10 protein-coding genes are annotated in these 15,891 nt (G+C 66.9%); 7 read left to right on the top strand and 3 right to left on the bottom strand.

What is annotated here, in order from left to right; translation table 11 throughout:
* The first annotated feature begins 337 nt into the window (after positions 1-337).
* The 3 genes from AC3A6M_RS01350 (at position 338) to AC3A6M_RS01360 (ending at position 6,327) form a co-directional block, all read left to right on the top strand.
* Entirely contained in the window at positions 338-2,227 is a 1,890-nt protein-coding gene (locus AC3A6M_RS01350) for a glycoside hydrolase family 13 protein (protein ID WP_487850955.1), read from the top strand.
* An 81-nt stretch (positions 2,228-2,308) separates the two neighbouring features.
* Positions 2,309-5,230, top strand: a complete 2,922-nt coding sequence (locus AC3A6M_RS01355; protein ID WP_487850956.1) for an MGH1-like glycoside hydrolase domain-containing protein — start codon at positions 2,309-2,311, stop codon at positions 5,228-5,230.
* Positions 5,231-5,241: 11 nt separating this feature from the next.
* Positions 5,242-6,327, top strand: coding sequence for an alpha/beta hydrolase (locus AC3A6M_RS01360; protein WP_487850957.1), 1,086 nt, complete (start codon positions 5,242-5,244; stop codon positions 6,325-6,327).
* Between the two features lie 122 nt (positions 6,328-6,449).
* On the opposite strand, the gene AC3A6M_RS01365 is transcribed toward AC3A6M_RS01360, so the two are convergent.
* The 3 genes from AC3A6M_RS01365 to AC3A6M_RS01375 form a co-directional block, all read right to left on the bottom strand.
* Positions 6,450-6,977 (bottom strand): GNAT family N-acetyltransferase, encoded by a 528-nt coding sequence (locus AC3A6M_RS01365; RefSeq protein ID WP_487850958.1) that lies wholly within the window; start codon positions 6,975-6,977, stop codon positions 6,450-6,452.
* Positions 6,978-6,981: 4 nt separating this feature from the next.
* Entirely contained in the window at positions 6,982-7,464 is a 483-nt protein-coding gene (locus AC3A6M_RS01370; protein ID WP_487850959.1) for an N-acetyltransferase family protein, read from the bottom strand.
* Between the two features lie 249 nt (positions 7,465-7,713).
* Complete coding sequence (locus AC3A6M_RS01375) at positions 7,714-8,994, bottom strand: amidohydrolase family protein (protein ID WP_487850960.1); 1,281 nt, start codon at positions 8,992-8,994, stop codon at positions 7,714-7,716.
* Positions 8,995-9,208: 214 nt separating this feature from the next.
* Between AC3A6M_RS01375 and AC3A6M_RS01380 the strand changes: the two genes are divergently transcribed.
* From AC3A6M_RS01380 to AC3A6M_RS01395, 4 genes are all read left to right on the top strand, one after another.
* Positions 9,209-9,988 carry a phasin family protein gene (locus tag AC3A6M_RS01380; RefSeq protein ID WP_487850961.1) on the top strand — a complete coding sequence of 260 codons (780 nt, stop codon included), beginning with the start codon at positions 9,209-9,211 and terminating at the stop codon, positions 9,986-9,988.
* Positions 9,989-10,062: 74 nt separating this feature from the next.
* Positions 10,063-11,826, top strand: coding sequence for an ABC transporter ATP-binding protein (locus AC3A6M_RS01385; RefSeq protein WP_487850962.1), 1,764 nt, complete (start codon positions 10,063-10,065; stop codon positions 11,824-11,826).
* Entirely contained in the window at positions 11,816-13,594 is a 1,779-nt protein-coding gene (locus AC3A6M_RS01390; RefSeq protein WP_487850963.1) for an ABC transporter ATP-binding protein, read from the top strand. The genes AC3A6M_RS01385 and AC3A6M_RS01390 overlap by 11 nt, the downstream gene beginning before the upstream one ends.
* 134 nt (positions 13,595-13,728) lie before the next feature.
* Complete coding sequence (locus AC3A6M_RS01395; protein ID WP_487850964.1) at positions 13,729-15,786, top strand: tetratricopeptide repeat-containing diguanylate cyclase; 2,058 nt, start codon at positions 13,729-13,731, stop codon at positions 15,784-15,786.
* Positions 15,787-15,891 lie beyond the last annotated feature (105 nt).

Below are 15,891 nucleotides of genomic sequence, written 5' to 3' on the forward strand. Positions count from 1 at the left end.
GTGAAGCGGAATATCGTTGTATTCGAGCTACAAAGTCGCTATACAGACAATGTAGTCGTACTACAAACCGCTTACTTTGCACCAACATTGCTTGCTTTTGCACCATGTTGGTGCAAATTTTCGTAGTAGATTTTCAGCTTATGTCAAGGACTGTGTCACGCAATGCGTACGTACATTGCTAAAACGCTGTAGCAAAACTAGAGATTCGCTGGCGCACTGTCGTTGAAGCCATAGATCGGCTGGTGTATTCTCTGGGCAACAATCCAACTCCGGCACAATTCCCCGGACACTTCCGTCCGACAGCCGATGTAGTTACGCTACTTACGGAGACAATCCCATGCCCGGCACCATCCGCCACACCCTGTCCAGCCTCTTCATCGGCGCCGCCCTGCTCGCCGCCGGCGCGGCCCACGCCCAGGCGCCCGCCATCGACCACGTCGAGCCGCCGTTCTGGTGGGCCGGCATGCACGACCAGCGCCTGCAACTGATGATCCACGGCCCCGCCATCGCCGACCTCGAACCGGCGCTGGCGTATCCCGGGGTGCGCATCGCCCAGGTGACGAGGGTCGCCAACCGCAACTACCTGTTCATCGACCTGGTCGTCGACAGCAAGGCGGCGCCGGGCAACCTGCGCATCGACTTCCGCGGCAGCGGCGACGCCAGGGGCCGCGGCGCCAGCCATACCTACCGCCTGCTGGCGCGCGAGGCCGGTTCCGCCGACCGCAAGGGATTCGATACCCAGGACGCGATCTACCAGCTGATGCCGGACCGCTTCGCCAACGGCAATCCGGGCAACGACAGCGTGGCCGGCCTGGCCGACAAACTGGACCGCAAGCTGGGTCACGGCCGCCACGGCGGCGACATCCAGGGCATGATCGACCACCTCGACTACATCGCCGGCATGGGCTTCACCCAGCTGTGGCCGACGCCGCTGGTGGAGAACGACATGCCGGCCGCCTCCTACCACGGCTACGCCGCGACCGACCACTACAGGATCGACCCGCGCTACGGCAGCAACGAAGACTACGTGCGCCTGTCGAAGGAAGCGCGCAAGCACGGCATCGGCCTGATCCAGGACGTGGTGCTCTCGCATATCGGGAAGAACCACTGGTGGATGAAGGACCTGCCGACGCCGGACTGGATCAACCACGCCGGCAAGTTCGTCTCGACCCAGCACCACCGCACCGCCGTGCAGGATCCGTACGCGTCGAAGGAGGACGCCAGCAACTTCACCACCGGCTGGTTCAGCCCGGGCATGCCGGACATGAACCAGACCAACCCGCTGGTGGCGAACTACCTCATCCAGAACAACATCTGGTGGATCGAGTACGCGGGCCTGAGCGGCCTGCGGATCGACACCTTCGGCTACTCCGACGGCGCCTTCCTCACCGAATACACGAAGCGCCTGATGGCCGAGTACCCGCACCTGAACATGGTGGGCGAGGAATGGAGCAAGCTGCCGGCCGTGGTCTCGCACTGGCAGCGCGGCAAGGTGAACTTCGACGGCTATGTCAGCTCGATGCCCAGCATGATGGACTTCCCGCTCACGGAAGCGATGCGCACGGCGCTGGCGCCCAAGCAGCGCGGCGACGATTGGGCCGAGAACATCTTCAACCCGGTCTACGAGACCCTGTCGCTCGACTACCTGTATCCGGACCCGAGCCGCCTGGTTCTGTTCGAGGCCAACCACGACATGGCGCGCATCTACAGCGTGGTCGGCGAAGACTTCGACCGCTACAAGATGGACATCGCCTTCGTGATGACGATGCCGCGCATCCCGCACTTCTATACCGGCGACGAGCTGCTGATGACCAGCGCCACGGGCCAGCGCGACGACAACAGCTACCGCCGCGACTTCCCGGGCGGCTGGGCCGGCGACAAGGTCAACGCCTTCACCGGCGCCGGCCTCACGCCGCGCCAGCGCGAGGCCCAGGAATTCGTTCGCAAGCTGGTCAACTGGAGGAAGAACAGCCCCGTCATCCACCACGGGAAGCTGATGCACTACGGGCCGGAGAACAATACTTATGTCTACTTCCGCTACGACGGCCAGAAGAAAGTGATGGTGGCCTTCAACGCCAACGACAAGGAGACCGTGCTGGATGCGGGGCGCTTCCACGAGATGCTGTCGGGCGTTTCATCCGGACGCGATGTCCTGACCGGTAACGTGGTCGCTTTGAAGGACCAGATCCGCCTCCCGGCAAAGTCGACTCTCATTCTGGAAATCTGACGTAGGGTGGGCACACCGTGCCCACGCAATCGCCAACATCACGCAAACGTCACGCGTGGGCACGGGGTGCCCACCCTACCTATGAAGCCAACAATTATCGCCATCGCCGCGGCCCTGTTCGCGCAATCCCTGCCCGCCATCGCCGCCGAAGCGCCGCCGCTGCGCTTCGACCTCTACGTGCGTGGCGCCTTCAACGGCTGGGGCACCGACAACCAGCTCGCCTGGAAGGGCAAGGGCATCTACGAGACCGACATCCTGGTCAGCCCCGGCAACCACGCTTTCAAGATCGGCAGCAAGGACTGGAACGCCGAGTGGGTCGCGAACCCGTCCGCCAGCGTGTCGGTGGCGCCCGGCACGGCCTACCCGCTGGCCACCGAGGCAGGCCCCGAGGACTACCTGTTCACGAAGCAGACCGCGACCTTCCGCTTCCGCGTCGACGTGTCCGATCCGTCGAAGCCGGTGCTGAGCGTGAGCCGCGTCGAGACGCCCGCCGGCGGGCCGGCCGCCGATCCGCATGCGAACGCCGGCGCGACCGCCTCCCTCACCTTCCCGACCTGGGACGGCAAGCAGGAGACGGCGCGCTTTTCGGTGCGCGATCCGCAGGCGCCGCTGCGCAGCTACGCGCACTCGACCACCATGCAGCTGCGCGATCCCGGCCCGCAATACGTCACCTACCAGGAGGACGCCGCCCTGCCCCGGGTCCGTAGCGGCAACCTCGGCTTCGACGCCCTGTTCGCGCTGGCGGCCCACGAGATGCGCCTGGACTCCGTCAAGGAAATCCGCGACGGTAACTACAACGGCAACAACGCCATTCCCTGCGACTGCTTCGAGACCGGGGAAAAGTGGCACTACGTCTGGACCCGCGACCTGTCCTACGCGGCCGACCTGGGCCTCGCCATGCTCGATCCGCAGCGGGTGCGCAATTCGCTGCTGTTCAAGCTGTCCGGCTGGCGGGAAGGCATCGTCCCTGCCCCGCAGGTGGCGGGAAGCAGGGACGGCCTCCAGATCGCGCAGGACACCGGCAGCGGCGGCAGCTGGCCGGTCAGCACCGACCGCATCACCTGGGCCTTCGCCGCCGAGGAAGTGCTGAAGGCCCTGCCGCCTGGCGAGCGCCAGGCCTTCGCCGCCACCGCGCTGAAGGCGTTGTCGAACACGATCGACAACGACCGCATCGCCGCCTTCGATCGAGCCACCGGCCTGTACACGGGCGAGGAGTCCTTCCTCGACTGGCGCGACCAGAGCTACGCGTCGTGGATCCCGGAAGACCTGGCCTCGATGGCGAGTTCGAAGGCGCTGTCGACCAACGTCGGCCACTACAAGGCCTTGACGCTGGCAAGCCGGCTGGCCCGCGAACAGGGCGACGCCGCGCGTGCAGCACGCTACGCCGGCTGGGCGCGCGCCCTGAAGCGCGCCATCAACGCCCGCCTGTGGCTGCAGGACGCCGGCATGTACAGCAGCCTGACCGCCGCGCATTTCGACGGCGCGCCGATGCACAAGTTCGACTGGCTCGGGCAGTCGCTCGCCATCGTCACCGGCATCGCCGACGGCAAGCGCGCGCGCAGCATCCTGGCCGCCTATCCGCACGGCCCGATGGGCGCGCCCGTGATCTGGCCGCAGCAGCTCGACATGCCGGTCTACCACAACCGCGCGATGTGGCCTTTCGTAACGGCCTACGGCCTGCGCGCCGCCGCCGTTAGCCGCAACGTGGCCGTCGCCGACGCGGCCTACGACTCGCTGATGCGCGGCGCGGCCCTGAACCTGTCGAACATGGAAAACCTCGAGTGGCTGTCCGGCCAGCCGCTGCTGCTGGACGAAGCCCATCCGAAGCTGATCGGCCCGGTGATCAACTCGAAGCGCCAGCTGTGGTCCGTCGGCGCCTACCTCGGCATGGTGGTGCGCAACGTGTTCGGGGTCTCGACCACCGGCGACGGCATCGCCCTGCAGCCGTTTGTGACAGCGAAGCTGCGCGGCGGCGTGTTCGCGTCCACCGATACCGTCACGCTGGCCAACCTGCGCCTGCAGGGCCGCGCGCTCGACGTGACCTTGCGCCTGCCCGCGTCCGCGGGCGCGGGCACGAACGGCGTCTACGCGGTCGAGCACATCCTCCTGAACGGCAAGCCGGCCGGCACCACCATCAAGTGGAATGAACTGGCGGCCGATAACCGCATCGAGATCGTGCTCGGCAAACTCGAGCCGGGCGAGCAGGCGATCCGCCGCGTGAGCGCCGATCCGTATGCGGAGACGCCCGCCGTGTTCGGACCGCACGAACCGGTCATCGCCGACCTGAAACGCGATGCCGCCGGCCATGCGAAGCTGACCATCGAAGCAAAAGACAGCGGCAACGTGCGCTACAACGTCTACCGCGACGGCAGGCTGGTGGCCTCCAGGCTGCCGGCCGGCGCCTGGACCGACCGGCAAGCCTCGGGCACCGCCTGCTACGCCGTCGAAGCGGAATTCGCAGGCTCGGGCCACCGCAGCCACCACAGCCGGCCGCGCTGCGTGGACGTCGGCGTCGAGATCGCCGCCCTGGATGCGCGCGTGAGCGCCGGCGTGCCGCTGGCCGCGCCGGGCGCACGCTTCGACGAGCCGCACCTGGCCGGCTGGGGCAAGCCGCAGGACCGCTTCAGCGTCAGGGATATCAGGCTGCCCTCGGCCGGCGACTACGCGGTGCAGGTCCGCTACCACAACGGCGCCAACCAGGTGAACCTGGGCATCAGCGGTGGCGTAAAATGGCTCGCCGTAAAGGATGAGTCGGGCGCCATCGTCGCGCAGGGCGTGGTGCAGCTGCCGCACGCGCGCATCGAGAAGGCGCACACGCCGATCGTGTATTCGACCCCGCTGGCGGCGCGCCTGAAGGCCGGTGGCGTCTACCACATCGAGATGAGCGACTTCTATAACATGAGCTACCTGCAGAGCAACAGCACCTTCAGCGCGGCGGGCGGCGCCGAGGGCCCATTCAACCGCTTCGACATCTATGGCGTGCGCCTCCTGCGCGTGCACTGAACAGGAAACCCATGAAACGACTCGTAAATCTGGCCGCAGCGGCGATGCTGCTGGCACTGGCAGCCGGACAGGCCGCCGCCACCACGGTGCGCGTGCACTACCCGGCCGGCAAGGAAGGCATCGGCATCGTCGGCGACAAAGGCTTGACGAGCTGGTCGAAGAGCGTGCCGGCGCAGGCGCCCGACGGCCCGGTGAACATCTGGACCTATACCTGGCCGGACGCGCTGGGCGAGGTGCAGATGAAGCCGACGCTGGGCGAGGACAAGGTCTCGATCGGCGGCGCCTACAGGCTGGCGCCCGGATCCACGGTCGATATCTACCCCTTCTTCGGCGCGCCGTTCGGCAAGGTGACGATCGTGAAGGACTTCGCCTCGCCGCAGCTGAAGAACAGCCGCGCGCTGCGCATCTGGCTGCCGCCCAGCTATGCGGAGAATCCGGCCAAGCGCTATCCGGTGCTCTACATGCACGACGGCCAGAACCTGTTCGATGCGAAGACCGCGGCCTACGGCGTCGAATGGGGCATCGACGAGACCATGAACCGCCTGGTGGCGGCCGGCACGGTGGACGAGGTGATCGTGGTCGGCATCGACAACACGCCGGACCGCATTCCCGAATACACGCCCTGCTGCGACCCGAAATACGGTGGCGGCAAGCTCGATGCCTACGGCGCCTTCATCGTCGAGACGGTCAAGCCCTACATCGACCGCAGCTACCGCACGCTGCCGGGCAAGGACAACACCGCGATCATGGGCTCCTCGCTGGGCGGCATCGCCTCGGTCGCGATCGCGCAGCGCTACCCGGACGTCTTCTCGAAGGCGGGCGGCGTCTCCAGCTCGTTCTGGTGGAACCAGGGCGCGCTGATCTCGAAGCTGCCGGCGCGCGTGCCGGTCAAGTTCTACCTCGACGCCGGCACCACCGACGACGGGCTGGAAGACACGACCAGAATGGTGAACGCCATGCGGGCCAAGGGCTACCGCGAGAGCGAGGACCTGATGTTCTTCAAGGCCGAAGGCGGGCGCCACAACGAAGCCTCGTGGGCGGCGCGGGTGGAGAAGCCGCTGACCTGGTTCTTCCCTTGGGGGAGTGCGAAGCAGTAAACCGTCGTTCCCGCGCAGGCGGGAACCCAGGTTCGTCGCGTACCGCTAGCGCTTGGTGATGCGAATACGCGTGCAAACTTGGGTCCCCGCCTGCGCGGGGACGACGATGTTTCAGAACGCAGTCATACCCGCTCCGCCATCTCCGGCAGCTCCATGCGGTACAGATTGGTCCCCGCATCCTCCGGCACCAGGTGCATGAACTGCACGAACCCCATCCCCAGCTTGCGCAGCAGGCCGTTCGAGGCGATGTTGTTGGGCGAGGCGATCGCCAGCAGGCGCCGGATGCCCAGCGTCGGCGCATAGGCCAGCACCGCCTGGGCGGCCTCGAAGGCATAGCCCTGGCCGCGCCAGTCGGGCAGGTAGGCATAGCCGATGTCGATGCCGTCCAGCGTGTCGCGCTTGATCAGGCCGCACATGCCGATCGGCGTACGCTCCCCCTTCAGCTCGACCACGTAGAGCGAGTGCCCGCGCTCTTCCTGCATCGCGATCGGCCCGGTCAGCAGGGCATGCCGCGCCTCGTCCAGCGAGCGGATGCCCTTGTCGCCGATATGCTCGATGAAGGCCGGGTCGTTGACCAGCGCGTAAAAGAATGCGGCATCGTCGGTGGTCGCGGTGCGCACGCGCAGGCGCGCGGTCTCGGCAATCTGCATGGATTCAGTCTTCCTCCGGATGGTCCCAGCGCGCCGGGTCTTCCAGTAATTTATACATCACATAGGCGTCGACATAGCCCAGGCGGCGGTGGCGATAGGCCTTGGGCAGGGTGCCGACGATCGAAAACCCGAGCCGCTTCCACAGGTTGATCGCGGCATTGTTGGTGCTGACGACGTAATTGAACTGCATTGCCAGGTAGCGCTGGCGGCGCGCTTCTTCGATGCTGTGTTCGCCGAGCAGGCGCCCCACCCCCACGCCCTGGGCGTTCGGGCTGACCATGTAGGAAGCGTTGGCCACGTGGTCGCCGCGCCCGGCGTGACTCGGCTGCAGCTTGTACATCCCGAGCACCCTTTCCTCGCCCTTCACGGCCACGAAGGTCGTCGCGCGCGGCGCGAACCAGTATTCATGGCTGTCTTCCCGGTTGGTCGAGGAACCATGGACGATGGTTTCTCCGCTTGCGACATGCGCCTGGAAAATGGTCCACATTGCATTGAAGTCGGCGTCGCACGCTGGACGAATCTTGATGTCTCTCACTGCTGGCCTACTGGAATGTAACGAAAGCGCAAGATTCTAAACCGGTATTTGTCCACACGGCTACAGAAAAATGTAACTGCATTTACAGAAAGAAATTGAATAACGGTAGGCAACGTTTTCGGACGAACTAGCACAAATTTTCCGCATGTTTAGCGATTCCGCCCCTTGTTTAGCTTGCAAAGCCGACAATGGGAGGGATTTCTACTCCTTGCGTGTCAGGCGGAAATCGACACTCGACGGCCGGTTCGGCAGGTGCAGGGTGGCGCGCGCCGGCGGCGCCTCGCTGACGATCCGGCCGCGGCGCACGACCAGGCGACGCGCGGCGCGCAGGCGGATCGCCTCGACCGGGCCGCCGGCGTCGAGCTGCACCAGGTCGGCGTAGCAGCCCGGTTCGATGCCATAGCCCTGCAGGCCGAGGATGCGCGCCGGGGTCGCGGTCACGGCCTCGAAGCACTGGCGCATCACGGCCTGGCCCGTCATCTGGGCCACGTGCAGGCCCATGTGCGCCACTTCCAGCATGTCGCCGGAGCCGAGGCCGTACCACGGGTCCATCACGCAGTCGTGGCCGAAGGCGACCGGCACCCCGGCCGCCAGCAGCTCCGGCACGCGGGTCATGCCGCGCCGCTTCGGGTAGCTATCGTGGCGCCCCTGCAGGGTGATATTGATGAGCGGGTTCGCGATCGCCGCCACTCCCGATTCCGCGATCAGCGGCAGCAGCTTGCTGACATAGTAGTTGTCCATCGAGTGCATCGAGGTCAGGTGCGAGCCGGCCACCCTGCCCTGCAGGCCCAGGCGCTGCGTTTCCATCGCCAGCGTCTCGATGTGGCGCGACAGCGGATCGTCGGTCTCGTCGCAGTGCATGTCGACCATCAGGCCCTGCTCCGCCGCGAACTCGCACAGCAGGCGCACCGATTCCGCACCCTGCGCCATGGTGCGCTCGAAGTGCGGGATGCCGCCGACCACGTCCACGCCCATCGCGATCGCGCGCTTCAGGTTGTCGAACGCGCCGGGGCTGCGCAGCAGGCCGTCCTGCGGGAAGGCCACCAGCTGCAGGTCGATGTAAGGGGCGACCCGGCGCTTCACTTCCAGCAGGGCTTCGACCGCCAGCAGCCGGTCGTCGCAGATGTCGACGTGGGTGCGGATCGCCAGCAGGCCGCGCGCCACCGCCCAGTCGCAGTACTGGAGGGCGCGCCCGACCAGGGCGTCCTGCGCCAGCTGCGGCTTCAGTTCGCCCCACAGCGCGATCCCTTCCAGCAGGGTGCCGGACTGGTTCACGCGCGGCAGGCCGTAGCTGAGGGTGGCGTCCATGTGGAAGTGGGCGTCCACGAAGGGCGGGCTCACCAGGTCGCCGCCCGCATCGATCTCGCGCCGGCCCTGGCACGGCAGGTCCGGCCCGAGCGCGGCGATGCGTTCGCCCTCGATGGCGATGTCGATCCCGTGGCGGCCGTCGGCCAGGGTGGCGTTGCGGATGACGAGGTCCATGCCTTCTCCTGATGATCTGATGATCTGATGAGCTTGCCTGATTGTAGTCAGCTTAGCAGGAAATTCGCCGTGTCAATGATGCAGGTTAAGAAGTCATGCTGCGACGCAAGATTTCCTTGTAAAAACAACACAAATACTTCTTTCCAACACTACCGAACGCCTTTACACTAGTCCTTATTGCAGTGCGTCATAACTGAACAAAAAAGGGATCCAGATGACTCTATTTTCCGACCAGTTGTCCGCCGTCCGCCAGGCCCAGTTGGAGGCCCAGCTCGACATTTTCCGCACCATGACGACCCGCGTGCTCGACAGCGCCGCCCAGATCGCCGTGCTGAATGCGCGCACCTCGCGCGTTTCGATCGAGCAAGCTGCCGGCACCATGAAGCACCTGCTCGAAGTGCGCGACCCGCGCGACCTGTTCGCCCTCGGCTCCGCCGCCCAGGGACAGTGGCATACCCTGTTCTCGTATGGCCGCGAACTGTTTGGCCTGGCCATCGGCGCGCGGGCGCTGCCGGCCACGATCCCGCTGCTGGCCGCGCCGGCACGGACCGCGAACGTGCCGACCAGCTACACCCAGGCGATCGAACAGGCTTCGATCGCCACCGACGCCGCCACCACGATCAGCGGCGAGATCGCCGCCGCGGTCATGGACATCAGTGCCGCCCAGACCGAAGCCGCGATCGATGCCGGCACCGTGGTGCGCACGCAGGCCGCGCCGGCTCCCGAACCGGTCGATGCCCGGCTCGCCGCGGCCGAAGCGGCGATCGATACCGCCATCGCCGACGAAGTCCCGCCTGCCGAACCGAATCCGGTGGCCAAGGCCCTGAACGAGGTCTCGCCGAAACCGGCCGGCGCCGAGCATCCGCTCGCCTCCACCGTGCCGCTGCAGGCCGAAGGCCAGGTCGAGCTGCCGCCGGTCACGCCGCCGGAAACCGTCGCTCCGCCGAAACACGCCGCCCCGCCGAAGCCGCCGCGCGCCTCGCGCAAGAAGTAAGCGAACAGCGCAAGAGCTTGCCAAAAATAGTACATTAGCGGTCCTCGGAACCGGAACAAAGAACAGGACAGGCAATGGGTTTGGCAAGGCTGATCGGCGGCTTCGTGCGCCGGCACTGGCGCTCGTACGCGTCGTCGGCGGTGATGCTGTTCGGCGTCGCCCTCTGCTCGGTGCTGGTGCCGCGCAAGGTCGGCGCCACCATCGACGCCCTGGCGGCGCATCGCCTCCAGGGCCCTGAACTCACCTTCCAGCTGCTGCAGCTGCTCGGCCTGGGCCTGGCGATCTACGTCCTGCGCGTGGCCTGGCGGCTGCGCCTGTATTCGGCCGCCTACCGGCTCGGGGTCGAGCTGCGCACGAAACTGTATGCGCGGCTGTCGGCCCAGGGTCCGGCCTTCTACCAGCGCCAGCGCACCGGCGACCTGATGGCGCTCGCCACCAACGACATCGACGCCATCGAGCAGGCCGCCGGCGAAGCGATGCTGGCCGGCTTCGACGGCACCCTCACCCTCGTCATGGTGCTGGGCATCATGTTCCTCGGCGTCGACTGGCGCCTGACCCTGATCGCCCTGCTGCCCTTCCCGCTGATGGCGCTGGCGTTCTGGCGCATCTCCAGCCACATCCACACCGCGTCCGGCGATTCGTTGAAACGCTTCTCCGCGCTGAACGACCATGTGCAGGAGACCTTGAGCGGCGTGCGCACCCTGCGCGCCCTCGGCCTGGAGCAGCGCAGCGCCAAGCAGTTCTCGGAGCTGGCCGCGCGCGCCGCCGACGCCAGCCTGGCGGCGCAGAAATGGGAGGCGGCCTACGAGCCGGCGGTGGGCCTGACCCTGACCGCGGCCACCGGCCTGACCCTCGGCCTGGGCGGCTACCTGGTGTGGAACGGCCAGCTCACCATCGGTTCGCTGACCAGCTTCACGATGTACCTCGGGCAGCTGATCTGGCCGATGTTCGCGGCCGGCTGGGTGCTGTCGCTGATCGAGCGCGGACGCGCCGCGCTGGCGCGCCTGCAGCCGCTGCTGGACGCGCCGCTGACGGTGGTCGACGAAGGCACGGTCGAGCGGCTGGGGCGCGGCCCGCTGGTGCTGCAGGACGTCAGCTTTGCCTACGGCAGCCAGGGAGGCGAGCAAACTGCGCCGGCGCTGAAGCAGGTGTCGGTCAGGCTGGAGCCGGGCCAGACCCTGGGCCTGGTCGGCCCGACCGGCGCCGGCAAGTCGACCCTGCTGCGGGTGCTGCTGCGCCAGGCCGAGCCCCAGCACGGCAAGGTGAGCTGGGGCGGCCATGCGCTCGACGACTATACCCTGGCCACCTTGCGCTCCGGGATCAGCTGGGTGCCGCAGGAATCCTTCCTGTTCTCGGCCTCGATCGCCGAGAACATCGCTCTCGGCCGGCCCGGCGCCTCGCGCGCCGAGATCGAGCACGCGGCCAGGATGGCCGACATCCACGACGACATCCTGCGCTTCCCGGAGGGCTACGACACCCCGGTCGGCGAAAAGGGCATCACCCTGTCCGGCGGCCAGCGCCAGCGCGTCGCGATCGCCCGCTCGCTGCTCGCGCAAAGCCCGCTGCTGCTGCTCGACGATGCCCTGTCGGCGGTCGATACCGGCACCGAGACCCGCATCCTCGAACACCTCGACGAGCTGCGCGCCAGGCGCCCGGAGCTGTCGGCGGTGATCGCCAGCCACCGCCTGTCGGCCGTGGTCAAGGCCGACCTGATCGTCGTGCTGAAGGATGGCCGCATCGTCGAATCCGGCAGCCACGAAGAATTGCTGGAGCACGACGGCTGGTACGCCAGCCAGTGGCGCTATCAACAACTGGAGGCCAGCCTCGATGCTCAATAATCAAGCGAAACAGGCAGCCGGCCTGCTGCGCCGCGCCGCGCACCCGGACCGCGGCCACCTCGGCTGGGCCACGGCCTGGCTGGTCCTGGCGGCCGGCCTCGAAGTGCTGGGTCCCCTGCTTGGCAAAAAACTGATCGACGAGCACCTGCTGCCGCACCGGCTGGACTGGACCCGCATGGCCCTGCTGCTGGCCGGCGTGCTGCTCACCGGCTGGGCCGCGTCCTGGCTGCGCTTCCTGCAGCTGGTGCGCCTGTCCGGCCTGGCGATGCGCTCGGTGCAGCGCCTGCGCGAATGGGTCTACGGCCACGTGCTGCGCCTACCGATGGCCTTCTTCGACCGCGCCATCACGGGCCAGCTGGTAAGCCGCGTCACCAACGACACCGAGGCGGTCAAGACGCTGTATATCCAGGTGCTGTTCGTGATCCTCGACAGCAGCATCGTGCTGGTCGGCACCTCGATCGCGATGGCCTGGCTCGACTGGCGCCTGATGCTGATCGTGCTGGCCCTGCTGCCGGCCGTGCTGGGCATCATCTGGCTGTACCAGCGCCTGAGCGCGCCGGCCGTCACCCGCGCGCGCGCCCTGCGCAGCGACATCAACGCCCAGATGGCGGAATCGATCGGCGGCATGAGCGTGCTGCAGGCGAACAATGCCCAGCACCGCTTCGGCGAGCGCTTCGCCGCCACCAACGACCAGCACTACACGGCGCGGGTGGCCGAGCTGCGCGCCAACGCCTTCCTGCTGCGCCCGGCCCTGGACTTCCTCAACGTGATCCTGCTGGCGGTGGTGATCTTCAGCTTCGGCCGCCAGAGCATGGGCGCGGTCGAGGTCGGGGTGCTGTACGCCTTCATCAGCTACATCGCGCGGGTGGTCGAGCCGCTGATCCAGATTACGATGCAGTTCAGCGGCCTGCAGCAGGCGGTGATCGCCACCGCGCGCGTGTCCGCCCTGCTCGACGAAGGCAAGGCCCCCGAGCACGGCCAGCGCAGCGGCAGCGGCGGCCGCCCGGCCGACGACCCCGCCAACGCCGCGCCGGACGCGCCGGCCGTGCGGGTGCGCGACCTGAGCTTCGCCTACGTCGAAGGCCAGACCGTGCTGCACCACCTGTCGCTCGAGATCCCGCAGGGCGCCTTCTTCGGCATCGTCGGCCACACCGGCAGCGGCAAGTCGACCCTGCTGTCGCTGCTGCTGCGCTACTACCCGGCGCGCCAGGGCAGCATCGAAATCCATGGCGAGCCGCTGGCCGGCATCGACAACGAGCGCTTCCGCAACGAAGTCGGACTGGTGCCCCAGGATCCCTTCCTGCTGGCGGCGTCGGCGCGCGAGAACATCGACATGGGGCGCGGACTCTCCATCGAGGCGATCGAGGCCGCGGCGCGCGCCGCCCACGCCCACGACTTCATCGCGGCGCTGGAACAGGGCTACGACACGCCGCTGGGCGAAGGCGGCTCGCGCCTGTCGTCGGGGCAGAAGCAGCTGATCGCGATCGCGCGCGCCCTCGCCGGCCGCCCGCGCATCCTGCTGCTGGACGAAGCCACTTCCCGCATCGACAGCCAGACCGAGCAGATCGTGCAGCAGGCCGTGGTCGGGCTGCGCGGCAAGGTCACCGTGATCGCGATCGCGCACCGCCTGTCGACCATCCGCGACGCCGACCGCATCATCGTGCTGAACCACGGCCGCATCAGCGAAGCCGGCAAGCATGAAGCGCTGATGCGCATCGAAGGAGGCCTGTACCAGCGCCTGTATCTGCTGCAGCAGCTGGCCGTCTGACGAGAAACCATAAGTTAAAGGAATATATGTATCTTTTTCGCATATATCCCGGAAAACTTGTATTTCTCGATAGCAACCGGCGTACAATATTTGGCTGAGTCCCGGGTGGGACAACCGACAGTTCCTGGGGAATTATGCTGGCAGGCCTACAACGCGGATCGCATCACCGGCGCAGTCTGGGACTGCTGGCGGCGCTTTTCCTGGCGTCCGGCCTGGCCTTTGCCGACGCTCCCCTGCCGCTGGCCCAGCGCCTCGAGGCGATCCAGGACATCAGCCGGTTCACGCCGCTGCGCGCCCTGCCCATGCTGTCCAGGCTGGAGCAGGAAAGCCGCAGCGCGCCGCTGGTCGAAAAGGCCGCCTTCCTCGACCTGGCCTGCAAGACCCACAAGAATCTGGGTCACCAGGAACTCGCCAACAAGCTGTGCGACGAGCTGATCCAGCTCGGCCAGCAGCATGCGGACAATACGATCATCGCGCGCGGCATGCTGGCCAAGGGCTATGTGCTGTTCGCGATGAACGAGCTGGCGCAGTCGCACCAGCTGGTCTGGCAGGCGGAAAAGCTGGCCGCCGGCAGCCGCGACATGGACTTGCGGGTGCGCGTCACGATCTCGTCGGGCCAGTCCTTCGCCGAGGACGGCAACTTCCCGATGGCGCTGGGCAAGCTGCAGGCCGCCGTCACGCTGGCGCGCCAGAGCGGCGATCCGATGCTGATGACGATCGCCCTGAATTCGCTGGCCTACCTGTACAACCAGATGCGCGAGCACGAGAAAGGCTTCGACGCGCTGCAGGAAGCCTACCGCGCCGCCGAGGGCATCGACTCGCTGGGACGCCTGGCGACCCTGAAGAATACCGAATACGCACTGTCGATCGACTCCGGCCAGGTCCAGCGCGGCTTGAAGGCGCTGCTGGTCGCGGTCGAGCTGGAGCGCAAGATCGGCGCCGGCCCGATGGTCGCCACGTCGCTGGTCAACCTGTCCGACTGCTACCTGAAGCTGAGGGACTACCGCAACGCCCTCACGTACGCCCAGCAGTCGCTGGAGCAGGCGCGCCTGATCAACCGGGAAAGCTCGATCGCGACCGCATATACGAACATCGGCGAAGCCTACCTCGGCCTGGGCCGCATGGCCGAGGGCAAGAAGTACATCGAAGAAGCCCTGGCCTGGTACGAAAAGCAGGGCGACAAGCCCTCGCTGCAAGCCTTCCTGAATGAATACGGCGACGCCCTGGAACGCGCCGGCGACCTGTCCGGCGCCCTGCGCGCCTATCACCGCGAGCGCGCGCTGTCGGACGAGCTGTTCGAAAAGCGCCGCCAGAAAGCGATGATGGAGCTGCAGGAAAAGTACGAGGCGGACAAGCGCCAGCGCCAGATCCAGCTGCTGCGCCAGGAAAACCAGGTCAAGAGCACCGAGATCGACAACCGCCGCCTGCAGCAGCGTGTCTGGTGGCTGCTGGCGCTGGTGTTCGCGCTGTCTTCGGTGATCGTCACCTTCCTGTACCGCAAGGTGCGCCATGCGAACGCCCAGCTCGAAGTCAAGAACCAGGAGCTCAAGCAGCAAAGCGCGCGCGACCCGCTGACCGCCCTGTACAACCGCCGCCACTTCCAGGAATTCATGCGCGGCCACCAGGCGGTGGCGAAGTCCGCCAACGAGGAGACGGTCAGCGCGCTGTACCTGATGGACGTCGACCACTTCAAGCACATCAACGACACCTACGGCCACGGCGCCGGCGACGCGGTGCTGCGCGAGATCGCCGACGGCCTGCGCGAGATCCTGCGCGAGACCGACATGATCGTGCGCTGGGGCGGCGAGGAATTCCTGGCCTTCCTGCCGGCGGTGCCGCGCAGCAGCCTGGACGACGTCGCGCGCCGCCTGCTGAGCGGGATCCCGGCCCGCACCATTGAGTACCAGGGCGTCACGCTGTCGGTGAACGTCTCGATCGGCTTCGCGCCTTTCCCGTTGGCTCCGGGCGGCAAGCCGATGTCGTGGGAACGCGCCGTCAACCTGGTCGACATGGCGCTCTACCTGGCCAAGGGCCACGGCCGCAATCGCGCCTACGGCGTGCAGGGCTTCGCACGCGAAACCGGCATGACGATGGAAGAGATCGAGCAGGACATCGAAGCGGCCTGGCGCGCGGGTAGTGTCGAGCTGTCGATCGTGCAGGGGAGCTGGCCCGAGCTGCGGGCGGCTTCCTGAATTCAAAACCGTCGTTCCCGCGCCATACCCCGTCGTCCCCGCGCAGGCGGGGACCCAAGTTTTGCGTGCGCTAACGAAACGCGAATGAACTTGGGTTCCCGCCTG

This window comes from Telluria sp. Soil_C_11, assembly GCF_057657395.1.